Genomic DNA, 22,871 nt, shown 5'->3' on the forward strand with positions numbered 1-22,871 from the left:
GCGCTATGCTGATTTCTCCGATACTCTCCATCTTTTTTCGGATCGCGCCTTGCTCGTTTCACGTCACGTCGGCACGATCGGCGGCCGTGACTACTTCTTGCAATTCCAGCTTCGGTGAATTAAATGTGGTTACGTAACCACAAATGTCGGGGTCACGAACGTTGGAGTTTGCCATGACCGTCACCACGCTTTCAGGCCGTGAACTCAATCACGATCTAGGGCGCGCGAAACGCGCCGCTAAGGACGGCCCTGTCATCATCACTGACAGGGGCCGGCCGGCGCATGTCCTCATGTCATTTGATGAATACAAGCGGCTTACCGGTAAAATGCGGACGCTCGGTGATATGCTGGCCGCGCCGGGAGCAGAAGACGTTGACTTGCCTCTCCCACAACGCACTGAACATGCCAAGCCGGTTGACCTGTCCTGATGCTATTACTTGATACCAATGTCGTGTCTGAGCTGCGCAAAGTGGCGAGCGGCAGGGCTGATCCCAGTGTCGCGGTCTGGAACGAGACCATCGATCCGGCCGAAACCTTCATTTCGTCCGTGGTTCTGCACGAGCTGGAGATTGGCGTTCGGCTGATGGAGCACAATGACCCCGTCGCCGGGAAGGTACTGCGCAACTGGCTGGAAAACACGGTCCTCGGGGCATTTTCCGGCCGTATCCTGCCGCTGGACGAGGCGGCAGCCATTCAGGCGGCGAAATGGCATGTACCCAATCCCAGGCCGATCAATGACGCTTATATCGCGGCAGTAGCCTTCACCCTACGTATGACACTGGTCACACGAAACGTCAAAGATTTCGAGGGCATGGGAGTGAACCTCGTGAATCCGTGGGATTTGCCGGCGTAACAGTTTTAGATTCCAACTGAATCGTCTCTCTCGGTTCCCACCTGGACCCGACGGAGTCACCCTGACTTTCCGGCGTGATCGTTTCTCGTTTGACACTTAAACGTAAGAATGCGGCTGTTTCGAATCTGTTTGGCAGATAATTGGGTCTTCCTCACTTTGTGTGGTTAACAGACCGTTAGCGCTGGCGCCGGTATGAGCAGGCATGCGAACGAATCGAAATGGTCACCCGGTCCGGGTATTAGAGTGCAGAGCGTCGTGTTTAGCGATGAAGGCAAATGGGTTGTGTCTACCTGCGGGCCAACGTCAGGCATATGCCCTGATTGCCGACACCAGAGCAGAAAGCGGCGGCTGGTCGTACCGCAGTCTTCAAGACCTGCCGATCCAAGGCAATGCCGTGACGGTGAAGCTCCAGTTGAGCCGCTGGCGTTGCACATATCGGCAGTGTACACGGCAACCGTTCACTGACCGGGTCCCAGCGGTTGCCTCCCCCTATTCTCGGCGGACAACGAGGGTCGCGGAAATAGTCGGCCTGCTGGGCCACAGTACGGGCGGCCGCCCCGGAGAGCGCTTGATGCAGCGGCTGGGATGTCGATCAGCGACGACACCATCCTTCGACACTTGAAGCGGAATGCCGCACCAACCGACGACGAAGCCCCGGCTCGGATCGTTGGTATAGATGACTGGAGTTGGAGGAAATCGTGGCGCTATCGCACGATCATCGTCGATCTTGAGCGACGAAAGGTCTTGGACGTTCTCGACGACCGGAGTGTGGTGAACGTTGCACAGTGGTTGAAGCGGCACCCCTCTATCGAGGTCGTGAGCCGAGATCGATGCGGGCTTTATGCGCAGGCTGCCCGTGATGGGGCGCCGCAAGCATCGCAGGTCGCGGATCGCTTCCATCTCATCCAAAATTTGCGACTCGCTATCGAGGAACAGATGAGTCTTTCCGGCCGTGCTACCGGCAGAGCATTACTGCCTGACGGCGACATCGAGATTGATAATGACGATCGAGCTACGCGTAACCAACTCCCTGAAACGCTGAGGCGCGATCAGCTTCGCCAGGCACATCGGCAGTCTCGGCAGGATGTGTTCGAGACGGTACACGCCTTGAGCAAAGGGGCCTGTCGAGCTCGGAAATTGCACGCCGCACCGGATATGGACGACGCAGCATCGCGAAATGGCTGACTTTCGCGGCGCCACCCGATCGACGCAGGGCCGCGTTGCAGCCGACATCTCCTCTATATTTCGAAGCGTTTCTCACCCAGTGTTGGAGGGATGGCAATCGCTGCGGGCGGCATCTGTTTCACGATATCTAGCACCGCGGATACACCGGCAGCGTCTCCAATCTCGAACGCCTCCTGGCAAATTGGCGCCGCGCCGAGAAGCCGGGAAAGGATGACGATGATGCGGTACGGCTCGGATCGAGATCGCCGACGAAACACATGACAATACGCCTGTGCGGGATCCGCAAACCGGCCATTTGATCTCACCGGTTATTGCCGCAACTCTCTGTATAAAGCCGCGCGGTGCGTTGACCATCAATCGGGCGCGGAAAGTCGATGCCCTCAAGCAGGGATCACAAACGTTTGCTGTCCTGCGCAGCTTCTCCATGCGATTTCGCGGTATATTCGTAGCCGAACTTCCAGGAGACTTGAAGAATGGATCGATGATGCCATTCATTCCGGGTTCGCCTCCTTGGCCCGCTTTGCTCGCGTTCTTCGCCGTGATATCGACGCCGTCTGCAACGCCATTGACCTGCCCTGGAGCAATGGTCAGGCGGAAGGTCAGATCAAGCGCCTGAAAACGATTAAACGCGCGATGTATGGCAGAGCAGGCCCAGAGCTTCTCGAGCGCGGATGATGCCCATCAAAATGGCCGATCTCCACACAAAGTGAGGAAGACCCCGATTAAATGCAAAACGACACACGCAGTGGGTTTCAAAGCGGTGCTGTTTCATCGTTTTCTCGTCTTGGTTCGGGTTGCAGTCGTGCAACCTTGCCCATCGGCTAGATCGGGGTGTTCAAGCTGTCAAAGCCTCGGCCGTGCTGATTGTCCTTGCGGGGCGCTGAGGGCCGGCCCCTAAGGTCACGGACTACTTATAAGGTGTGATGCCCGGAAGAACGGCGTTCTTGGTGTGAACGAAAGTCACGCTGTAGCGCGCATTGACGCTCCTAACGCTGTGCTTCCACATCGAACATTCTCTCACTCGCGGTAATGTTGCAAGATCAATCGCGATGCACTCGCGGATTTCATCGGACCTTCAACAATTCTTTCGAGCCGCGCCGGCTTGTCCGAATAGGCAGAAAAAGCACACGACAGTGTCGTGTCATGTGGTATAAGAGGGAGACAAAGGACATCGACCCATGCGCAGCAGATCTATCACCCTGACCCTCGGCAAACAGCAGAGCAGCATTGATGCACGGCTGGAATCCGGCGAATTCGAATCCGCCAGTGAAGTGGTGCGGGCCGCACTACGCGCCCTCGATCGCGAGAAAGAGATCCTGGACGATGCCATGCGGGCGAAGCTCCGCGAGGCCATGGATGATCCCCGCCCGAGCATTCCGGCAGCCAAGGTGTTCGCCCAGCTTCGCGCCTTCCACGAAGACCAGGTGAAAGCCGACAAGCGTGGCGCATAACGTCGAATTCCGGCCGGCCGCCCAGGACGACCTGATAACCCTCTACCTTTATATCGCCGAACAGAGCGGCCGCGCGCGGGCCAGCGCCTACATCGACCGCATCGAAGCGGCCTGCATGGGCGACCTTCCCTGAACGCGGAACCGTCCGGAGCGACCTCGTGCCGAACCTACGGATCATCGGGTTCGAGCGGCGGGTGTCAATCGCGTTCATCGTCAAAGGCGACATCGTCGAGATCCAGCGCATCTTCTACGGCGGGCAGGATTACCCCGAGGAGTGGCCGGCCTAACGGCCGCTTGCCCTTTCTTGAACTGCCAAAGGCAGGGGTGCACCCCATGCACTCCTGCCTGACCGGCGAGGGCCGGGGATAGCAGCTGCGAGAGGCGCGATGTCACGTTGTCTGTGGCTTAACGGTTCCCGGATAATGGGGCGGGATGAGCGAACCCACCGTCAGCTATAAGAACCACCGCTTTCCGCCGCAGATCATCGCCCGCGCAATCTGGCTCTATTCTCGGTTCCCCCTGAGCTTGCGGCTGGTCGAGAAAATGCTGTTGGAGCGTAGGATTGTTGTGTCGTATGAAACGATCCGGCGATGGGCCCGCAAATTCGGCCCGGCTTACGCAAGGCAGTTACGCAGAAAGAAGCCGTCGCGAAGGGACATCTGGCGTCGGGACGAGATCGTGATTTCCATAGGCGGCCGAAAATACTGGCTGTGGCGCGCTGTCGATCAGGACGGTTATGTTCTCGACGAGATCGTCCAGAACCGCCGCGATACCAAGGCTGCCAAACGATTGCTGGTCAGATTGCTGAAGAAGCAAGGCGTGATGCCGAAGCGCATTATTACCGACAAGTTGCGCTCATACGCCGCGGCAAAGCGGGTAGTCACGCCAGGTGTCGCGCACCGCATCAAAAACGCTCAGCGCTGGCCACCCACATCTATCGAATCCACGCCATGGCGCACTGGAAAACCGTGACCGGCGCGCGTGCCTGATTTCGCAGATCCACACCCTCTTCGATTAGAGAGGAAACAACGTGACATCGCGCTAGGCAGGCATGGTCGACTGGAAGGATTCTACCTACTCAAAATCGTTCAGACGCTCGCGGACAATCTCCCGCATCTCTGCCGCCCGTTTAGCGCTGTCTGACCCGTCTGTCAGCGGGTCCGGCAGAGCTAGATTGTCCAGGCCGCGCGCGAGCGCCGCTGCCAGTTCATCCATGGCCGTATCCGCCGCCGCCGCCGGAATACCCGCCGTCGCTGCAAAACGCCTGAAATCCGCTCTCTTTAGCCGTTCATCCTTGCCGCTGATTTTGAGCGCCATACGGTCACTCTGCAGGTTCGGGAACACCCGCGTCGTCACCGCATCGTAGAGTGGCGCCATACGGACGGAGCTAAAATCCCTCCTCCGTGGCTCTGCGATTTTCAGGACGGCCATGTTCTTCAGATGCATATCGCCGTCCGCGATCAGCCAGGCGAAGAGTGCCCGCCGCAGGACCAACAGCAGGTCCGCATCCGGGTTAGTAGAGAGCGGGCGCAGGGCGGCCGCGATCCGTTCCATGGTGCCCGTGTATTTATCTTCCGCGGGCACTCCCAGAACGGACGTCATGTCCTCGAGCGCCAGACGTCGCATGTCGTCAAGGCTGGTGCGGATGTCGAACCGTTCAACGGCAAGGGCATGGGGCATGCCATCCGGCATAGCGACGAGCGCAATGGCGGGCACGATGAATCCGGCCGCCCGGCCGAGTTCCATGGATTGCCATTCGATTGCAGGCAGCGCCTCGAATCCCGACGTGCCGGCGGGCTTGAGAATATGCGTGAACGGCTTGTTCGTGCTGGGCATGAGGGTGCCGTCCGCATCGAGGAACATAGGCGCCTTGATTTGCACGCCCGAAAGGCGCGGTGTCGCGCCCGACGCGAAGATTTTTGCAAGGTTCTGTTCGAACGGACCCTGTATGTCGCCGCGGCCGGGGCCGGCATAGACCCCTGTGAACAGGTGATCTGCCGTGAAGCTGTTCAGCCTCGTCAGCAGAATATCGGCCGGGAGGGCCGCCAGCTCGCTTAGCCGCTCCACAATGGTGATGTTCGACATGTAGCGCTTGCCGGTCCGCAGTTCCGCCCGCTCGTCCGGACTGTTCAGCACACGATTCAGCCAGCCTTCCGGCAGCAGCGATTCAATGAACGGCGGCAATCTGCCGGGCGTGGTCTGGCGCACAAGCGGCGGGCCGTCCGGATTGGAGGCCGTCCAGCGCCATTCGAAGCCATCGTGCACCAGTTTGCCAATCGGCGCCCTGTGCCATGCGACGATCAGTTCGAGCGCAGCCTGATTGGGAACGGCAACGGCCGCAGCCGGTTGTCGTTTGAGGAAACGCTCGGCAGCACCGCCTTCCGCAAGCCAGTCATTGTCCCGGGCAAGCTTGAACACTGCATCGGCGGCGTTGTCCGGATTCCCATATTCTTCAATCAGCCGCGCTGCGATTCCTTCTTTCATCGCTTCGTCGAACGAGGCCGCGTGTTCACTACGGATACGGAAGGCTTCCAGAAAGCGCTGACGCAGCGAAGATACATCCACGCGAAACTCGCCCATGTCGTCGCCAACCGCCGCCTGCGCGACGGAAGGGCGGTCCGGCGCTTTATTCTGGATGATTTCGAGCGTTCTGATACGTTGCCGCTGCACGCGGCGGCCGGTCAGGAACAGGCGGCCATCGCGCATCGGGCCAAGCAGTACCGCGCTGGCGGCCGACAGATAGGCGTTCGGATAGAGATATTTGGCGATGCGTACTGCGTGGGTCCGTATGGTCTGATCTATATCATTGTTGGCATCGACATATATGCCGCGCATAAGATGGACCAGCTTGCCAGCCTCCGCCTGACGGTGGGCACGCATTTTATCGATGTTGTCGCCGACGAGATGGAGAGCCATGTTGTGCAACTTTCGCGTATTTCAGATACGGAAAAGTTACATCATTTATTGGGGACCTTCAAGAAAAAATGAAACTATCTCGTATCTGAAATACGCGATAGTTTCACAAATCGACATCGCGAAATTCATTCAAAATATGTTAACATACTGATATATAATCATATTATTCGAGCGGTTTTCGATCGTATCGGGATATTGCGCGCGATCCGGCTGCCTGCCTACTGTGGACGCCGGCATCGCGCTTGCCCGTCTCGACGCATCACGATCGCGAAACCCGGCTGCTGGCGATTGCGCACGGGCTGATCTCGGCGGGGATGTGCGAAGACGCTCGATGTCACGCGGCAGGCGGCGCGGCGGCTTGTTTTGGAGTTGGGCTTAAGGGAGATGACGGGGAGGGGGAGGTTTCGCGCGTGGAGGATTACATGGTTGGTGCGTTATCTACCTTGTTAATCTGTTCAGTGTTGTTGCCGGTAGCTGGCTATGCCTAGGGGGCCAAACTTCGGTTGGCGCCCTTGCAGGCTACGCATGGATCTTGCTGACCCTTGCTGCCTCTTCGGCATAGGCTGACAAGGTCCGGTTTGCCGTGAGATGCAGGTCCCGTTCGACCTTCAGCCCGAACGGACCGGCTACGCTGGTCAGCTCGGTCATGCTGACCGATCCCAGCTCGGGAAAGCCCATGCCGAAGTCGCACAGGCCGAAGGTCAGGTCAGGCTCATCCGGATCGATTTCGGTCAACAGCCAGGTGGCGTTGCCCCAAGGCGTGAAGAGTTTGACCACCGCTCGAAGTCGATCTCGTCTTCGGTGCACCGGACAGGTTGCTGCTGGCGACCATTCGCACCAGCTGTGAAATAATCTCTTTGGCGAAGAGCTTCATGTCAGCCCCCTACGCGTCTGCTTTAGGAGCGCGAAGGGCGATGCGGCCGGTCCAGCGGCACGGCCTCGAGGACCAGCGCTCCACCGTCGCCCATCTTCATGGGCGAAGAAGGCACCGACCTTGGTCCAGCAGCTTTCTTGCCTTCGCCTTTCGCCTCACTGACCACGTAGGCGTTGAAGGAACGTGTTTTTCGGCTCCTGCATGCTAGGGGTTTGTTTTTTGAAGTTCATGGTTCATCTCCTTAGTTGGTGGGTTGTTGTCCTGATGGACGGTTCCCCAAGAACACCGCGATGAAGGCGGTTTGTCCCCCAACGCGGAGGCGCTGCAGGCGGCGAATGGAGCGGGCAGGCGGACAGGACAAGCGTCCGTGCTATGTAGGAATCCGATTCACGCGTAGGGCCACGACTCCCTGCGCACTGGATTTCTGCTTTACCCCCGCATGCCGGTGACGTACCCCTGATACAGGGGATAATCAGGTCGTGCGAAAGCTCGGCCGGAATGCGATGGGACCGCTACAGGCGCTCTGCGTAGGACGCGAAACGCGCGAGGATCTCTTTCAGGCTGGGCCTGCCGTGGTAATAGAGCGCCGCAGTCCGCTCATACGCACGTTCGTAAAGTGCGAACGTATCGGGGTCGGAGAGGCTGAACGCCGGATTGCTGCTGATATCGGGATTGTCGAGTTTCGGGAAGCGCCGGTCCTTGTGGGCGCGATACGCTTCCGTGCCGATGAAGGCTTGCACGGCCGGTTGCTCCAGCAGGCAATAGACGTCGTAATAATGCCGGAGGAAATTGGCAGGGAATTGTCCGGTTTCCTGCTGCTTGCGATATTTCGTGGAGATGGTCTGGAGCTTCTCCACCAGCGTGTAGCCGGGTTCGTAGCAGGGTACGGCCAGCGCGCGATTGTCGATCAGCTCGACGCGCGATGACGCATAATCGTAGGCCCAGGAGCTAATATCCTTGTCTATGTTGGGTGCCACCGTATCGAAACCGGCTTCGAGCAGCACGCCGTCCTTGAGCACCGACGTCGTTCCGGCCGTCTCGGGATAATGAAGGCGGATGCCGCCGCTGCGATAGCTCTCGTTGTCGAATTCGGTATCGCGCTCGATGCTTTTGATGCCGTCGATCTTGATCGTCTTGGCCAGCCAGAAGGCCTTGCGGCTTTCGCGGTGTGCAGGCTTGTCGTGATTGGGGCCGGTCTTGACCCCCATCTCCTCGGGAGGCTCGATGCGGATATCGATATCCTCCGAGAAGCGGTTGATGATGCGGTACCCTTTGGAAAGCGAGGTGCCGCCCTTCAGCTCGAACGCCATCCCCAGCTGCTGCAGGCCGTACAGGCAGTGCATGATCCAGTAGTCTTTTTCAACCAGCACCGGCTGCACCTTCATTTCCTCGGCGACGATGCGCAGCAGGGCCCCGAAATCCTTATGGTGATGCAGGAATTCAGCTGGCATGCGCGTCCGCTACGAGGCCGTTGAAGAATTTGCGAGTGCGCACCATGCCGTATTCCTTGGCGGCACGGGTGAGGGCGCTGCGATTGCCCTGCAGCGCACGTTCTTTCACTCGGGCTAGCAGCTGTTCACGGTCCTCGGCCAGATGGTCGAGATTATTGACCAGGTCGACCAGCAGGAACTCTTTGGTCAGGGTTTTGGGGAAGGCCGGTTTCCTGCGAAACTCGAATTCCCGACCGCCCAGCGTGAAGTTGCCGTGACGCTTATGGTTGTAGACGACGGTCTTGTTATAGAGCTGCGTCGCTCCGACACCCAGGCTGTTATAGGCATTGGGCGAGGTGACGAGATAACGGTCATCCTTCAGGAAGGCCTCGACGAGAGCATCATCTTCAGCGGGAGCCTTCCCGAACGCCGTCTGCTTCGGCCGGTGATAGACACCGGTCGATAGTTTGGTCAGATACCCTTCCGCCAGCAGCAGCTGCAGGTGCCGATCGACAGAGGACGACCATTGGGCGAGGTCCTCCCGACGGTAGACCTTGCCGGACCGCAGATGCTTTTTCAGTTCCTGTAACTTCGTCATCGGATAGCTCCTGCACTCACCATAGCAAAATATGGGTGTGAATGCAATTTTTTCCAAATTTCATGCAAAAATATGCATGTTATGGAGATCTAAAGCGCTGATAGCGTTAAGTTTTATGGGGTCGATTTTTCGCAAGCTTCTCTACTCGAACAATGTAAATCCGGGAACCACCTTACCATACTCACCCTTCCGTATCACAAATCGTTCTCGTCGCAACTTTCCGAGCTGCAGGCCTACGCGATCGACTGCGTCATCGTTGCCGAAAAAATGCCGCCTGATATATTATCCTGTATAAAACGTACTCATGATGTCCAATTAATGCAATTTGTCGGTGCCCGTAGCTTCGCAGGTGTTCACACTTGGTTACTTCGTCGGCTCGCTCAGCTTCCCCTATGTCGCCGGCCGGTGATCGGTTGCACCTGCGCTTATGGATCACCACATAGACAGCAAGGCAAGCAGCGCCCCCAAACGGGCCGGCTACTGCGCTGGCCGTAACCCAACATGATGGAGAGTTCAGATGGCTGACACCATGGAAGCAAACGCGTCCGACAAAGCATACGAAGCGGTGTATCTGGCAAAGAAGCACCGAATTTCACTGGAAGACGCAAAGAAGATAGTCGAGGAACACGGCGCTGATCGCAAGGCGTCCGACAAGGCAGCACGTCGCATTGCTGCGTGACGCCATCGAAGCGGCCCGCTGATACGGGCCGCTTTGCTTATTTGATCATAAATGCACCAGCCAATCCGACTAGCACGACGCACTGCAGTATCCACATGGGCCATTCTTCGGCCATTGTTGTTTCCTCCCGCGCCTATGGCGCCAGGAGATTGTATTATTCCTTCAATGTGGCTGGAAGAGATCTAACGAGCTACTCCCAGCGGTATTGGCAACCGCAACGGTTCGGGATTTCTTGCATGCCGAGTCTTGCGATTAAATGCAAAACGACAAAGGCGTTCACGTTTCGCTTGGCACGGGCCGCCCGCGATCACCCGCGCTACGCAGGCGTAATAACCATATATGACGAGTTATCGAACGATCTTGTGCATATATGGAATTAAATGGCGAGCGCTTTCTCAGTCTGGTCATTTACGCAGGCGGCTTCATATTCGCGCGCCAGCGTGCCGGAGACGCCCACCTGTCGAAGCGCCTCACGCCATTCATCGGAAATAAGCAGCGCCGCGTCGCGGATTATTCGACGAGCGTCCGCTTCGTCGATCTCGAAGAATTCGCAGGCTTCCAGTGCCAAGCTGATTGACCGGTCGTGCACGCCACCTTCCAGAATGGCCGTTTCGAGATGCGGATTGCGGTCAGGCGCGGGGTTCACGTCAAAAACCGGAGATAATCGCCAGCGGCCCGCTCCTGCGCCAACCCACGCGACCCCGCGCGCACGCTCGACCTGGTTTGCTCCCATATTGATGCCCACCATCCACTGATCGCTTTATGTCCACCGTTTGAAGAGTGCGCTGGCATTGACCCCGCCAAAGCCGAAACCGTTAGATATTGCGTATTCGGCGTCCAACTGACGCGCCTTGTTTGCAACGAAATCGATGCCATCGGCTTGCGGATCGGGAGCATTCAGGTTCAAGGTCGGTGGCGCAATCTGGTTGCTGAGCGCCAAAATCGTGAAGATGGCCTCAAGCCCTCCGGCCGCGCCGAGCAGATGTCCCGTTGCTGATTTTGTCCCGCTGACCGCGACTGTCTTGTCAGAACCGAAGACAGTCTTGATGGCCCTGATTTCACCGAGATCTCCAACCGGTGTGGAGGTGGCGTGCGCGTTCAGATGACCAATCTCACGCGGGGCTATTCCAGCCTGCGCGATAGCGATCTCCATGGCTCTGCGCGCCCCGTCCCCGTCTTCGGGACCGGAGGTGATGTGATGGGCATCGGCTGTCGTACCGTATCCGACCAGTTCGGCTAGCGGCGTGGCGCCGCGAGCAAGCGCATGGCTCAACGCTTCGATGACCAGCATGCCCGCTCCCTCGCCCATGACGAAGCCGTCGCGCGACATATCGAAGGGACGCGATGCCCGGCTCGGCGTTTCGTTAAAGCCGGTCGACAGCGATCTGGCGGCGGCAAAACCGCCTAGACTGACAATATTCATGCAGGCTTCTGTTCCGCCGCAGATAGCAATGTCGGCTTCATTGGATCGGATGAGCCTGGCGGCATCGCCGATCGCCTGAACGCCGGCAGCGCACGCGGTTACCGGTGCGCCGAGGGGACCTTTGAAGCCATGGCGGATCGAGACTTGTCCCGCTGCGAGGTTGACGAGAAACGATGGTATGGTGAAGGGCGAAAGACGACGAACACCGCGTTGATCGACGGTGCGAACCGCGTCAGTTATTGCAGGAAAGCCGCCGATGCCCGAAGCGATGATCGTCGCGGTTCGCAGCCGGTCATCGTTCGAAACCGGCTTCCACTTCGCCTGCGCGAGCGCCTCTTCAGCGGCCGCCAGTGCGAAGATGATGAACCGGTCGACCTTGCGTTGGTCCTTTGGTGCCAGGACCGTATCCGGATCGAAGCCACCTTCAGGATCTTCAGTGAACGAGGGGACCACTCCCCCTATTTTCGAGGGGAGATCTCCGACGACATGGTCCGCGAGACGCCGAATACCGCTCTGACCCGCAAGCAGGCGCGACCAGGAGATGCCGACATTCGCTCCAAGGGGGCTTACCGCTCCCATTCCTGTTACAACGATACGACGCATATGTTTTCCGCCTGTTTCTTTGAATTTTGGCATGCTTCCAGTCTGCCGGCCGTCGAAGCGGCCGGTGTGAGGTCTCAAAACCTGCAGTTTTCGTTGGAAAGCGTTATTCGCCTCGCATCCGGTCTGGAAAGTCACTTCGACCGATGATTGGATGGGATAATCGAGACCGCTCTCAAGCATGGAGGCGACCTTGAAATCGTCAGGTATCACCATCACCGTGTGCAATGCGCCTGACTTCTCCAGCCGCCGTATCGAGGATGTTCTGCGACAAGTTCTCATCCTCAACGAGGCGTGACATCGTGACAGCACCTACCATAATGGACAAAATCGCCATTGCCTTGCCGCTAGGGTTTGACCTGTTGGTCTCGTGCATCAGCTCGTCTAGGACCTCGAAGTGAGCTCGGATCCCGTCCTCGAATGGTCGTCGAACCTCTTTACTTTGCCGCGCCGCATCCGCTCCCAAGGCCACCAAAGGGCAACCGTCAGCCTTCTCGCCACGATGTCCGGCCGAGAGATAGAACTCGATGACTGCTTCAAGTGGATCTGAGCTTTCGGCCGCAGCTGTCGACCATCTGCGTGTGGCGCTTTCCATCGCACGCCTGGAGGCGTGTGCCGCAAGATCATCCTTTGACGAGAACTGCTTGTAGAAGGCGCCTTGCGTTAAGCCGGCACCCTTCATTAGATCCTTGAGGCCAATGCCATCGAAGCCGTGCTCTCGAAACAGACGGCTGGCGACGTTGATCACGACCTCCCGATTTTCCTCGGCCTGTGCTCGGCTCACTCTCATATCGATCTCCGATTAGATTTCATTTGACATCTATATCTCAAATAGAGTTAGATCGCAATCTAAATCATCCACGTCGCTGGTCAAGAAGAGAACTTGAAATGAAACGCAAACATATCCTGACTTTTGTAGGTTTCATGGCGGCGGCGGGGGCCGGTGCCTTTTTCCTGATTTCCGAATCCCCTAAACGGGAAGCCGAGGCTGCAGACCCAAGGACTGCTTCACCACTGGTAAGGGTGACGGAGACGAAAAAGACCGGCACAGCGGAACGGTCGTTTACCGGCGCCGTCGCTTCAAGAATACAGAGCAATCTCGGGTTCCGCGTTCCGGGCAAGATCGTCCAGCGGTTGGTCGATGTGGGTCAGCAGGTGAAACAAGGCCAGCCGCTGATGCGCATTGATGAAACGGATCTTCAGCTCGCCCTGACGGCCAAACGCAATACGGTCGTTGCAGCGCAGGCTGTTCTCCTCCAGGCACAAGCCGACGAGAAACGCTATGCGGCACTGGTAAAGAATGGGTTGGCCGCCACGCCGCAACGCTACGAACAGGCGAAAGCGACACTCGACACGGCCACAGCCCAGCTTGCCGCGGCTGAAGCCGACGCCAAGGTCGCAGAAAATGCAGCGACCTACTCCGTCCTGTTTGCAGACTCGGACGGAACGGTCGTCAATACGCTTGGAGATCCCGGACAAGTCGTGGCGGCGGGCCAGACGGTGGTTCAGCTCGCCCAAGCTGGACCGCGTGAAGCTGTCGTCTGGCTACCTGAGACTTTGCGGCCCCAAGTAGGATCCGAAGTAGAAGCCAGTGTCTACGGAGGCGACGGTCTTAGCGGAAAAGCTCAGCTACGACAGATCTCGGATGCTGCCGATCCCCAGACCCGGACTTACGAGGCACGCTACGTTCTCGATGGTGCTGCCGCCTCTGCCCCGCTCGGCTCGACGGTCACGATTAAGATTCTGGACGCGGGCAGACAGTCGGAGGTTGCTGTTCCCGTCGGCTCCATTCTGGACGACGGCAGCCGGACAGGTGTGTGGGTTGTCGACAGCGGCACCTCCACCGTGAAGTTCACCCCGGTCGAAATCAAGCAGATCGGTGAGGAGACGGCGTTTGTCACCGGCATTGGTATTGGTGAGCAGGTTGTCGCGCTGGGGGCGCATCTTCTGGAAAATGGCGCGGCTGTCAGGATCGCCTCTCAGCAAGAGGTGAAAAAATGAGTTTCAATCTTTCCGCCATTGCCGTTCGCGAACGCGCCATCACGTTATTCTTTATCGTTCTGTTGGCCGCCGCAGGGGCCTATGCCTTCGTCAAGCTTGGACGCGCCGAAGATCCCTCCTTTACCATCAAGACCCTGACGGTCACCTCGGTCTGGCCAGGCGCTACCGCGCGTGAAATGCAGGATCTTGTCGCCGAGCCACTTGAGAAACGCATTCAGGAACTCACCTGGTATGACCGGGTCGAAACGACAACACGGCCAGGCTACGCCTATCTCACGGTAACACTCAAGGATAATACTCCCGCGAGCGCCGTTGCTGAAGAGTTCTATCAAGCTCGCAAAAAGCTTGGCGACGAAGCCCGAAATCTTCCTCCCGGCGTTATCGGACCCTTTGTCAACGATGAATATTCCGATGTCAGCTTTGGCCTTTATGCACTGAAGGCGAAGGGGCTGCCGATGCGCGACCTGGTTCGGCAGGCGGAGGTGATCCGTCAGGATCTCCTGCATGTCCCTGGCGTCAAGAAAATCAACATTCTGGGGGAGCGCCCCGAACAGATCTTCGTCGAATTCTCCTATGTCAAGCTCGCAACACTCGGAATATCGGCGAGCGACATCGCCGCAGCTTTGCAGAGACAGAACACGGTCACGCCGGCCGGCTCGATCGACACGCGTGGCCCACAGGTTTTCATCCGTTTCGACGGAGCCTACAACAGCGTGCAGGCGATTGCCGACACGCCGATCGCAGCAGCCGGACGGACGCTGAAGCTTTCCGATCTGGCCGATGTGCGGCGCGGCTATGAGGATCCCGCGACCTACGTCATCCGCCATGAGGGTGAGCCGACAGTCATGCTGGGTGCCGTGATGCAGCAGGGCTATAACGGTCTTGAACTCGGAAAGGCGCTTGAAGCGCGATCCGCCGAGATCGCGCAGACACTACCGCTGGGGATGACGCTCACGAAAGTCAGCGATCAGGCCGTCAACATCCAAGAAGCGGTCGGTGAATTCATGCTCAAGTTTGCCATGGCGCTTGGCGTCGTTCTGTTCGTCAGTCTGGTGGCACTCGGCTGGCGCGTCGGCATCGTTGTCGCGCTTGCGGTCCCGCTGACGCTCGCCGTCGTCTTCCTCATCATGCTGGAAACCGGCCGGTTCTTCGATCGCATCACCCTTGGCGCGTTGATCCTAGCGCTAGGGCTTCTCGTGGACGACGCCATCATCGCCATTGAGGTGATGGTGGTGAAGATGGAGGAAGGCATGGACCGCATCAAGGCGGCCGCATATGCCTGGAGCCATACGGCGGCGCCGATGCTGTCCGGCACCCTCGTCACAATCATCGGACTGATGCCCGTGGGCTTCGCGAGATCGACGGCAGGTGAATATGCCGGCAACATCTTCTGGGTCGTGGGTTTTGCCCTGATCGTTTCCTGGATCGTCGCGGTGACCTTTACGCCCTATCTCGGAGTAAAGATGCTGCCTGATATCAAGCCGGTCGAGGGCGGTCATCACGCCATCTATGATACGCCGAACTACCGTCGCCTGCGCTCCCTCATCGAATTCGCCGTTCGCCATAAATTCATGGTGTGCGCCGTGGTCGGCATCACGATGGCAGTCTCGGTCGTCGGCATGGGAAGCGTCAAACAGCAGTTCTTCCCAACCTCCGATCGGCCCGAGGTGCTCGTCGAAGTTCGTATGCCTGAGGGTACGAGTATCGAATCCACGACAGCGGCGGTGGAAAAGGTCGAAGGCTGGCTGAAGACGCAACCGGAAGTGAAAATCGTCACCAGCTATGTGGGGCAGGGTGCACCTCGCTTCTTCTTCGCCATGGCCCCGGAGCTTCCCGATCCCGCCTTCGCCAAGGTGGTCGTGCTCACGCCTGACGCCCAATCCCGTGAGGACTTGAAGCATCGCCTGCGCGCCGCGATTTCAGAAGGGCTGATTCCTGAGGCATCCGTGCGCGTAACGCAGCTTGTCTTTGGACCCTACACGCCATTTCCGGTCGAGTTCCGGATTATGGGACCGGATCCGGATGAGCTCTACAAGATTTCCGAACAGGCTCTAGCCATTATGAAAACTGTCCCTGATGTCCGTCAGGCCAACCGGGATTGGGGCAACCGAACCCCCGTGCTGCGGTTTATCCCCGATCAGGATCGGCTCAATCTGATTGGTCTTTCACCCTCAGAAGCTGCCCAGCAGATGCAGTTGCTGCTCAGCGGTATCCCGGTCACCCAGGTGCGCGACAATATCCGCAACGTTCCCGTCGTCGCGCGTAGCGCAGGTGACAACCGACTTGATCCTTCAAGGCTTGGTGATTTCTCGCTGATGAGCAGGGATGGCCGGCAGGTTCCACTCGATCAGATCGGGCACTCGGAGATCCGGTTCGAGGAGCCGATCCTGAAACGCCGTGACCGCACGCCGGTGATCACGATCAGATCCGATATCAACGAGGCGACGCAGCCCCCGGAAGTTTCTCAGCAAGTCATGAAGGCGCTTCAGCCGCTGATCGCATCGCTCCCCGTCGGATATCGCATCGAGATGGGCGGCAACATCGAGGAATCGCTTAAGGCCAATGTCGCACTGGTCCAGGTCTTCCCCCTTATGATCGCTGCCATGTTGATCGTCATCATCCTCCAGGTGCGCAGTCTATCGACGATGACGATGGTCATGTTGACCGCACCCCTTGGACTTGCAGGCGTAGTCCCGACCTTGCTTCTGTTCAATCAACCCTTCGGCTTCAACGCCATTCTTGGGTTGATCGGACTGGCGGGTATCCTGATGCGCAACACGTTGATCCTGACGGAGCAAATCAAGGAAAATCAGGCCGCCGGGCTCGATGACTACCACGCTGTCATCGAAGCGACCGTGCAGCGGACACGTCCTGTCATCCTGACTGCGCTTGCAGCGATCCTGGCCTTCATCCCTTTGACCCATTCAGTATTCTGGGGATCGATGGCTTACACACTGATTGGCGGGACGGCGGCAGGCACTGTGATGATCCTTCTCTTCCTTCCGGCACTGTACGCTGTGTGGTTCCGGATCAAGCCAACGAAAGAAGACAACCCCGTGGAAGCGATCAAAGAATTGGAACCGCCGAGGGCAATGGCCGCCGAGTAGGGCGCCCTGTCGTGCAAGCATCTTTCCGGTGTTTCAGGTGGCCGCTTCCGCGCCGGCGGGCACCCATCAATTGACGCGGGCCGCCGGCAAAATCGGAAGCGTCCAGGAACGCCAGCTGGTCAGAAATTCGTGCTGGAGACGTCATGAGGCGCCGTATCCCTATAGAGATTGACGTCAACGTCTCGCGGGAGCGCATTCTGGATGTGGCGGAAGAGCACTTTCGCCGCATCGGTTACCAAAAGACGTCGGTGGCGGACATTGCATCCTACCTCGGAATGAGCAGCGCCAATATCTATCGCTTTTTCCCCTCAAGGGCGGCAATCAACAGGTCGATCTGTGGCCGCTTCTTAGCGGAAACGTCTCGGTGCGCAGATGCGAATGCACGAATGAAGGCGCCAGCCTACGAGAAGCTCGTAAATCTTTTGAATATCCTCCACCTGAAAAGAAAAATGACGTTCATCCAAGAGAAGCCTGTTCACGATCTGATCGTTGCCGCAACGGAGCAGGACTGGTCGCTGATCGGTGCCCATAGCGACCAAATCGTGGCGATCATTGAGGCGATCGTACGCGAGGGGATGGAAGCAGGCGAGTTTAGGGTTGAAGATGCCGCCCAATCCGCCCGAGGTGTGATGAACGCCTTCATTCCTTTCTATCACCCCGTTCTCGTCGAGCAGCGGGTCCGGAACGGTGAAGATACCGAAACGGGCCTGCGCGAGCAGCTGGGCTTTATCCGCAAAGCTCTGGGCGCACGAACCGTCTTGTCGCGACTGTAGGGGCAGGCCCTCTGGCCGCCGTAGCGCGAGTGGAGGTGGGGTCGGATCCCATCAAGGCGTTCACATTTAATGGCCCAAAAGCGCCACTGCGGCGGTCGCTGGCTTTAGAGCGGACCCGCGCGCCGGGGCTGTGGTCCCGGTTTCCGGCTTTTTGCCGGCGAATGCTAGATCTCCTGCGGCAACCCCTTTACCGGTCTTGCGGGAGGCGAACGGCTTTCGCAGTTCCCGCGCCAGCTTGCATGCCCTTTTCCTGTGTTGGACCGCTTCCGGTCAAAGAACCAAGAGCCGTTACTGCGTGGAACTGCGGTTGTAAACCTTGTTCGCCGGGTTGGCTGAAATCGTACCCCACCAACAGGGTTGATCTGCCGATCGTGCCGTGTTTTGAAGTAGGAAAATTTGCGGCGGGCTTTGACAACAGGAATGGCAGAACAGTTTGACATGTTTTCGAAGCTCGCTCCGCGGGACCAGGTAGTCCCGCGTGGCTCCTCCAAATCCGCCGAACCCGGCAGGCATGCCATCTCCATGAGTGAAGAGGACATGGTCCGACATCTGTCGGAGACGGGTCGATATCGGATCCTGCAGAAGCTCATGCCGCGTGCAGTCGCACCATTCCCACGTCCGGAGTACCCGCTCAGGGGTATCATTCTCGACACTGAGACCACGGGCCTTGATGCTCGCAGGCACGAGATAATCGAGATTGGCGTGATCGCTTTCACCTTCGATGCGACAGGAAGCATCGGTGAGGTGACCGGCATCTACGGTGGACTTCAGCAGCCAAGCGCTACCATCCCCACCGAGATCACCAGGCTTACCGGGATTACAGATGATATGGTGGCCGGGCAGTCGATCGATATGGCTGCGTTGCAGGCGCTGATTGAACCGGCTGATCTGCTGATCGCCCACAATGCCGGTTTCGACCGGCCATTCTGCGAGGCATTTTCTCACCTGTTTTCCGGCAAGGCCTGGGCTTGCTCCAACTCTGAGATCGACTGGTCGTCGCGGGGATATGAGGGCACCAAGCTCGGATATCTGCTCTGGCAAGCGGGGTATTTTCATGAGGGTCATCGTGCGGTCGACGATTGCTTTGCACTTCTGGAGGTGCTGGCTCGAGAAATGGACGGACCGGCTTCCATCGCTTTCGCCGAGCTCTATGAAGCAAGCCAAGCTTCGCGTGTGCGGATCTTTGCGGAGAACAGCCCCTTCGACATGAAGGACCACCTGAAGGCGCGAGGCTATCGCTGGTCCGACGGAAGCGACGGCCGTCCCAAATCCTGGTGGATCGAGGTTGGCGAAGAAGCGCTCGATGATGAGCTGCGCTATCTCAGGGCCGAAATCTACCGCTATCCGGACGCCGATCCACCAATCAAACGCCTCACGGCCTTTGACCGGTTCCGGGCCTGATAGCCCCCTTCAGCCCACCCCTGATTGGACCCTTGCTTTGAGCGCATGGCCGACCTGAGACCTTGTGCCTTATCGACAGGCGTTCAGGAGCCTATATCCCAATCATCGAAACGACGTTGGAACCAAAGCATGGTATGTGGTGTCAAGAGACCTGACGAAAGGGGATCATCATGAACGTAGCAAGCTCTTTCAACACGTGGCGCAAGTATCGTCAGACCGTTACCGAACTCGGCCGCATGAGCTCGCGTAAGCTGCAAGACCTCGGCATTGATCGCGCCGACATTCACAGCGTTGCCCGCGCATCGGTTGCTCGCTAAGCGACTATTTCCAAGCCAATCTGAATGACAATACGCCCGCTGATGCTGCGGGCGTGTCTGTATCTGGTCTACAGCGACGCGCTAAAGCCGGAGATTTTTCCTTCAGATGTGGCCATGCACGTTTCGCATGGCTGCACTGCAGCAATGTCTATTTAATGTGCGGCGAGAATGGATATTCTGGTGCTCATCGAAGCGATGCACCTCCTCCCGCAGAGCTTCGATTTCAGACGGCCCACTCCTCCTCCCAAGGGGCGTCTGTCGGAACAGCGGCACTCCTCCTCCCAGCCGTTGTTCGGTTCTTTTCGAAAAGCCTGCCGCACCTCCTCCCGCGGCAGGCTTTTTCGTTTTGCGGACTGGCCGATCAGAGCCCGAGAGCTAGCTGCGGTTCTTGCACGCTTTCTTCCGTGTTTTAGCGACGAAAGACTAATCCCCAAGAGCCGCACTGGACGTTTGAACGGGAACACCGAGGCAAGCAGGAACTCCGCATTCCCCAGCATCTGGTCGACGTCCGAGACGACGCCCGAGACTGTCTGGCTGCGTGCTCGACTATTATCTCAAAGCCTTTCGTCCGTCGCCCGTATCGATCCAGAACGTCGGCGCTAAATCGTTCGCAGGAGATGCGACGTCCGCACAGCACGGCATCACACCAGAACCGTCGCACGAAAATGTTCAGTTCGACCCATCGACCAGCGAGCGGCAGGTCTGTTGGCCGACGCGAATACCGGCTCTGGACTCGCCGGCTTTGCCGACCGCAATCTGAGCAAAGACCGAACGGCTGACCTGACCGCAACTGGATCCTGAAGTGACCTTCCTCAACCTCGACCGCATCTACACTGCAAAGCCGTCCGGAGCCTGGCTCGCGCGCTGAAACCCGTGCACGTCCGGTGAGCCTCCCATGAATCAGCATCAAACTCGTCTCAAACAACAGCAATTTTGAGTCTGAGCCGCTTCCGTACCCATGTTCGCGGCTCCGCCCATCGGGCGGGGCCTCCTCTTAAGCCTTTAATTCCGATATCCACTATCGGATGAAAATGGATGGAAAAATGGATCTCGCCGTATCGTACCATTGCGGATGGAAACGGATGGGATAGTGGATGACAGCTCTCGACCTGTCGCCTCTCGACATTGCGGATTACGCCTGAGATCCTGTCACTGATCGCGGAGATTGACGAGTTCAAGGGCGCATGGCGTCCCCTTGGCCGCATTGCGCCCGACGCTGCTGCCGCCCGAATATAGGGTTACGCCTATAACCGACGGCCGCAAAAGTTTCCCCTGGCTTTCGAATGCAACGATGTCTCCAGGCGCGACTCCAAGGATTGAACGGGCAAGCGCCGATCGTTCCGCTTCAAGCTAGGTGTCGGCGGGGAGATCTCGTTCTTGACCCATTTTGCGGATCAGGAAGTACATTGTTGGCGGCACGTCGCTGCGGGCGCCATTTCCTTGGCATTGAGCTTGAGGGCCATCACCATCTGACCCCCAGCTTGCAGGTTTATGCCACACTCCCATAAGGGAGTGTGGTGATGAATATTGACAATATGTGCCACGATACCCCACAATAAAGGGAGAACGAAAAGGATATGCCAATGGCCTCGGGAAGTATTCATGTGAAGGTAGGCGGCCAATTGCAGGCGCATATTCAGCAGCAGATTGGTGAGGACGGCCTCTACGAGAACGCCAGCGAGTATATTCGGGCGTTGATCCGCCGCGACTTGCAAACCCGTGACGAGGCATGGGATGAGCTGCAAAAGGAACTCGCAACTGCGATGCGGGCGGGTGATAGCGAGTTTGTCGCGGTTTCCGCTGAAGACGTCATCCGTCGCAATACGCGTCGCTGATCGTGGCAACCTATCGTTTTTATCCGCACGCGGATGCTGCGCAGGACAAGATTTGGCGCGACACCGTTGAGAAATGGGGCGAGAGACAGGCCGTGACCTACATCACGGGGCTTCACTCGCACTTGAAGCGTCTTTGCGAAAGCAATGCGCTTTGGCGCCAGCTTCCGCAAAAGCTTGCGGTTCCCGCCGATGTCAAACGCGAGGCGTATCTCAGCCGCTATGAACATCATTATTTGTTCTTCCGCGAACTTGATAACGGCGATCTCGGCGTGATCAGCATTTTGCATGAGCGCATGGATGTGCCAGTGCGCCTTGCGGAGGATTTGGCCGCCTTGATTGCAAAACAGGAAAAGACCGACGAGATCTAATCGTCTGTCGCCGCAAGGGGGTTAGAGCATTCGAAGTCCGGCCGATTCACACGCTCATGCGCGAGGCAATGCGTTCCTTGAAGTCACGCCTGAATATCTCAAGGTACCACCTCAAGCGATGTTTCGCGAAATTCAGATTTTCAGGCAGACCACCGAGGGACGCGATGACGCTCAAGGGCATCAAATACGCCGACTTGAAAACCGCGCTCATTCCGGACCGGCAACTGAAAGAAATGGCGCTTGTTTTCGACAGAAACGCCATCCAGAACAACTGGTACGGCTTGCCGGTATTTCGCAAGGTCATCCCCCTTTTTGACAGGAACAGCACTCATTCCGTCATGGTGGGGACCAAATTGTGGAGCGGATCCGAAAGTTGACCCCCTTGGGAACGGAACCCAATTTATTGATCTGGTTACGCAATTCGCGCCAAAGTGGGGTTACGATCGGCGCGGGAATAACCCCACTTAATTTCTTAAATTTTAGCTGCACTTCCAAATGGTTGTCGCGGATATCAACGGGGCGAACCTTTGGAGCCGATTCACACACGCCAATGGCAAGGTTGAAAGTTTTGGTTTTGCCGCTGGCAGAACTCAGCCCCTTCGATATGAAAGATCATTTGAAGGCGCCGGGCTATCGCTGGTCGGACGGCAGCGACGGTCGTCCGAAGTGCTGGCGGATCGAGCTTGCGGAAGATGCACTCGAAGAGGAACTTAGCTATCTGCGCTCGGGATCAAAGCGGTGTTGCGTACAAAGTTGAAAGAGCGTTTTTCATCGTTTTTACTGATGGTTATGCGCCGATTACATCCTCGCGCGGCCTGATGCCAAAGCAATTCGAGAGGGTCGACGGGCCACTCGAAAGACAGCGGAACGGCAAGCTTACAACTGGCTTACGTCAACTCGAAAGTTATCCAACTGGCGACGAGCTTGTCGCTCGAGCCGATCAAGGACCTGCCGAGTAGGGAACGTCACATAGGCGGAGGCTGATTTGATCAATGGCGACCAGCGCCCCGACGTTTCCATCCGCGCTGTTCAGCGCGGCGCGAGGAGGGCATCAATCCGA

Annotated in this window: 24 protein-coding genes and 4 pseudogenes; 19 read left to right on the forward strand and 9 right to left on the reverse strand. The window is 57.9% G+C overall.

Translation table 11 applies throughout. From position 1 onward, the window contains the following. Positions 1–173: 173 nt before the first annotated feature. The 7 genes and pseudogenes from CPY51_RS11200 to CPY51_RS11225 all read left to right on the forward strand — a co-directional run bounded on the left by CPY51_RS11200 (position 174) and on the right by CPY51_RS11225 (position 4,478). The gene (locus CPY51_RS11200; protein WP_111160319.1) at positions 174–428 is read left to right on the forward strand and encodes a type II toxin-antitoxin system Phd/YefM family antitoxin; all 255 of its coding nucleotides are present in this window, start codon (positions 174–176) and stop codon (positions 426–428) included. Continuing rightward, positions 428–853: a type II toxin-antitoxin system VapC family toxin gene (locus tag CPY51_RS11205; protein ID WP_111160320.1), complete on the forward strand. Its 426-nt coding sequence runs from the start codon at positions 428–430 to the stop codon at positions 851–853. The genes CPY51_RS11200 and CPY51_RS11205 overlap by 1 nt, the downstream gene beginning before the upstream one ends. Before the next feature lie 192 nt (positions 854–1,045). Further along, positions 1,046–2,748 (forward strand): annotated as a pseudogene (locus CPY51_RS34060) (ISL3 family transposase). Between the two features lie 468 nt (positions 2,749–3,216). Continuing rightward, positions 3,217–3,489 (forward strand): ribbon-helix-helix domain-containing protein, encoded by a 273-nt coding sequence (locus tag CPY51_RS11215; protein ID WP_111160321.1) that lies wholly within the window; start codon positions 3,217–3,219, stop codon positions 3,487–3,489. After that, a complete protein-coding gene (locus CPY51_RS33915) occupies positions 3,479–3,622 on the forward strand; it encodes a type II toxin-antitoxin system RelE/ParE family toxin (protein WP_338049425.1) in 144 nt (47 codons plus the stop codon). Before CPY51_RS11215 ends, CPY51_RS33915 begins: the two co-directional genes overlap by 11 nt. 25 nt (positions 3,623–3,647) lie before the next feature. Further along, complete coding sequence (locus CPY51_RS33920) at positions 3,648–3,776, forward strand: hypothetical protein (RefSeq protein WP_338049426.1); 129 nt, start codon at positions 3,648–3,650, stop codon at positions 3,774–3,776. Between the two features lie 99 nt (positions 3,777–3,875). Next, a pseudogene (locus CPY51_RS11225) lies at positions 3,876–4,478 on the forward strand (IS6 family transposase). Between the two features lie 85 nt (positions 4,479–4,563). On the opposite strand, the gene CPY51_RS11230 reads toward CPY51_RS11225, so the two are convergent. Next, a complete protein-coding gene (locus CPY51_RS11230) occupies positions 4,564–6,405 on the reverse strand; it encodes a type II toxin-antitoxin system HipA family toxin (RefSeq protein WP_111160322.1) in 1,842 nt (613 codons plus the stop codon). Positions 6,406–6,662: 257 nt separating this feature from the next. Between CPY51_RS11230 and CPY51_RS11235 the strand changes: the two are divergent. Then, a pseudogene (locus tag CPY51_RS11235) lies at positions 6,663–6,855 on the forward strand (helix-turn-helix domain-containing protein); the annotation flags it as partial. A 69-nt stretch (positions 6,856–6,924) separates the two neighbouring features. Here the strand turns inward: CPY51_RS11235 and CPY51_RS11240 are convergent. The 3 genes from CPY51_RS11240 to CPY51_RS11250 all read right to left on the reverse strand — a co-directional run bounded on the left by CPY51_RS11240 (position 6,925) and on the right by CPY51_RS11250 (position 9,307). After that, complete coding sequence (locus CPY51_RS11240; protein WP_111160323.1) at positions 6,925–7,182, reverse strand: DUF2958 domain-containing protein; 258 nt, start codon at positions 7,180–7,182, stop codon at positions 6,925–6,927. Positions 7,183–7,791: 609 nt separating this feature from the next. Beyond that, on the reverse strand, positions 7,792–8,730 hold the full coding sequence (locus CPY51_RS11245) for a nucleotidyl transferase AbiEii/AbiGii toxin family protein (RefSeq protein WP_111160324.1): 939 nt from the start codon (positions 8,728–8,730) through the stop codon (positions 7,792–7,794). After that, positions 8,720–9,307 (reverse strand): hypothetical protein, encoded by a 588-nt coding sequence (locus tag CPY51_RS11250; RefSeq protein WP_111160325.1) that lies wholly within the window; start codon positions 9,305–9,307, stop codon positions 8,720–8,722. The genes CPY51_RS11245 and CPY51_RS11250 overlap by 11 nt, the downstream gene beginning before the upstream one ends. Positions 9,308–9,824: 517 nt before the next feature. On the opposite strand from CPY51_RS11250, the gene CPY51_RS32820 reads away from it, so the two are divergent. Beyond that, positions 9,825–9,986, forward strand: a complete 162-nt coding sequence (locus CPY51_RS32820) for a hypothetical protein (RefSeq protein WP_195909501.1) — start codon at positions 9,825–9,827, stop codon at positions 9,984–9,986. Positions 9,987–10,362: 376 nt separating this feature from the next. On the opposite strand, the gene CPY51_RS11255 is transcribed toward CPY51_RS32820, so the two are convergent. The 3 genes from CPY51_RS11255 to CPY51_RS11265 all read right to left on the reverse strand — a co-directional run bounded on the left by CPY51_RS11255 (position 10,363) and on the right by CPY51_RS11265 (position 12,799). Continuing rightward, the gene (locus CPY51_RS11255) at positions 10,363–10,734 is read right to left on the reverse strand and encodes a hypothetical protein (protein ID WP_244598601.1); all 372 of its coding nucleotides are present in this window, start codon (positions 10,732–10,734) and stop codon (positions 10,363–10,365) included. Positions 10,735–10,746: 12 nt separating this feature from the next. Further along, entirely contained in the window at positions 10,747–12,012 is a 1,266-nt protein-coding gene (fabF, locus tag CPY51_RS11260) for a beta-ketoacyl-ACP synthase II (RefSeq protein ID WP_111160384.1), read from the reverse strand. 199 nt (positions 12,013–12,211) lie between these two features. Next, entirely contained in the window at positions 12,212–12,799 is a 588-nt protein-coding gene (locus CPY51_RS11265; RefSeq protein WP_111160326.1) for a TetR/AcrR family transcriptional regulator, read from the reverse strand. A gap of 98 nt (positions 12,800–12,897) precedes the next feature. On the opposite strand from CPY51_RS11265, the gene CPY51_RS11270 reads away from it, so the two are divergent. The 5 genes from CPY51_RS11270 (at position 12,898) to CPY51_RS11290 (ending at position 19,608) form a co-directional block, all read left to right on the forward strand. Then, entirely contained in the window at positions 12,898–14,010 is a 1,113-nt protein-coding gene (locus CPY51_RS11270; protein WP_111160327.1) for an efflux RND transporter periplasmic adaptor subunit, read from the forward strand. After that, positions 14,007–17,117, forward strand: coding sequence for an efflux RND transporter permease subunit (locus CPY51_RS11275; RefSeq protein WP_111160328.1), 3,111 nt, complete (start codon positions 14,007–14,009; stop codon positions 17,115–17,117). The genes CPY51_RS11270 and CPY51_RS11275 overlap by 4 nt, the downstream gene beginning before the upstream one ends. Positions 17,118–17,260: 143 nt before the next feature. After that, positions 17,261–17,890 carry a TetR/AcrR family transcriptional regulator gene (locus CPY51_RS11280; RefSeq protein ID WP_111160329.1) on the forward strand — a complete coding sequence of 210 codons (630 nt, stop codon included), beginning with the start codon at positions 17,261–17,263 and terminating at the stop codon, positions 17,888–17,890. Between the two features lie 420 nt (positions 17,891–18,310). Further along, entirely contained in the window at positions 18,311–19,291 is a 981-nt protein-coding gene (locus CPY51_RS11285) for a 3'-5' exonuclease (RefSeq protein WP_111160330.1), read from the forward strand. Between the two features lie 170 nt (positions 19,292–19,461). Further along, positions 19,462–19,608, forward strand: a complete 147-nt coding sequence (locus CPY51_RS11290) for a DUF1127 domain-containing protein (protein WP_111160331.1) — start codon at positions 19,462–19,464, stop codon at positions 19,606–19,608. Between the two features lie 152 nt (positions 19,609–19,760). Here CPY51_RS11290 and CPY51_RS33925 read toward each other — a convergent pair whose 3' ends face one another. Both CPY51_RS33925 and CPY51_RS34065 read right to left on the reverse strand, forming a co-directional pair. After that, the gene (locus CPY51_RS33925) at positions 19,761–20,105 is read right to left on the reverse strand and encodes a hypothetical protein (protein ID WP_338049428.1); all 345 of its coding nucleotides are present in this window, start codon (positions 20,103–20,105) and stop codon (positions 19,761–19,763) included. Beyond that, entirely contained in the window at positions 20,018–20,515 is a 498-nt protein-coding gene (locus CPY51_RS34065) for a transposase family protein (RefSeq protein WP_111160332.1), read from the reverse strand. Before CPY51_RS34065 ends, CPY51_RS33925 begins: the two co-directional genes overlap by 88 nt. Before the next feature lie 376 nt (positions 20,516–20,891). Here CPY51_RS34065 and CPY51_RS34070 point away from each other — a divergent pair, with 376 nt between their 5' ends. The 5 genes and pseudogenes from CPY51_RS34070 to CPY51_RS33395 form a co-directional block, all read left to right on the forward strand. Then, positions 20,892–21,116, forward strand: coding sequence for a DNA methyltransferase (locus CPY51_RS34070; RefSeq protein WP_111160333.1), 225 nt, complete (start codon positions 20,892–20,894; stop codon positions 21,114–21,116). Between the two features lie 75 nt (positions 21,117–21,191). Then, positions 21,192–21,443: a ribbon-helix-helix domain-containing protein gene (locus tag CPY51_RS11305; protein WP_111160385.1), complete on the forward strand. Its 252-nt coding sequence runs from the start codon at positions 21,192–21,194 to the stop codon at positions 21,441–21,443. A 2-nt stretch (positions 21,444–21,445) separates the two neighbouring features. After that, positions 21,446–21,811 (forward strand): type II toxin-antitoxin system RelE/ParE family toxin, encoded by a 366-nt coding sequence (locus tag CPY51_RS11310; RefSeq protein ID WP_111160334.1) that lies wholly within the window; start codon positions 21,446–21,448, stop codon positions 21,809–21,811. 164 nt (positions 21,812–21,975) lie between these two features. After that, the gene (locus CPY51_RS11315) at positions 21,976–22,188 is read left to right on the forward strand and encodes a hypothetical protein (protein ID WP_111160335.1); all 213 of its coding nucleotides are present in this window, start codon (positions 21,976–21,978) and stop codon (positions 22,186–22,188) included. Between the two features lie 206 nt (positions 22,189–22,394). Further along, positions 22,395–22,538, forward strand: a pseudogene (locus CPY51_RS33395) (3'-5' exonuclease); the annotation flags it as partial. Between the last annotated feature and the right edge of the window lie 333 nt (positions 22,539–22,871).

It is taken from the genome of Arminella tubonensis (genome assembly GCF_003240585.1).
GTDB classification, from domain to species: Bacteria; Pseudomonadota; Alphaproteobacteria; order Rhizobiales; family Rhizobiaceae; genus Rhizobium; species Rhizobium tubonense.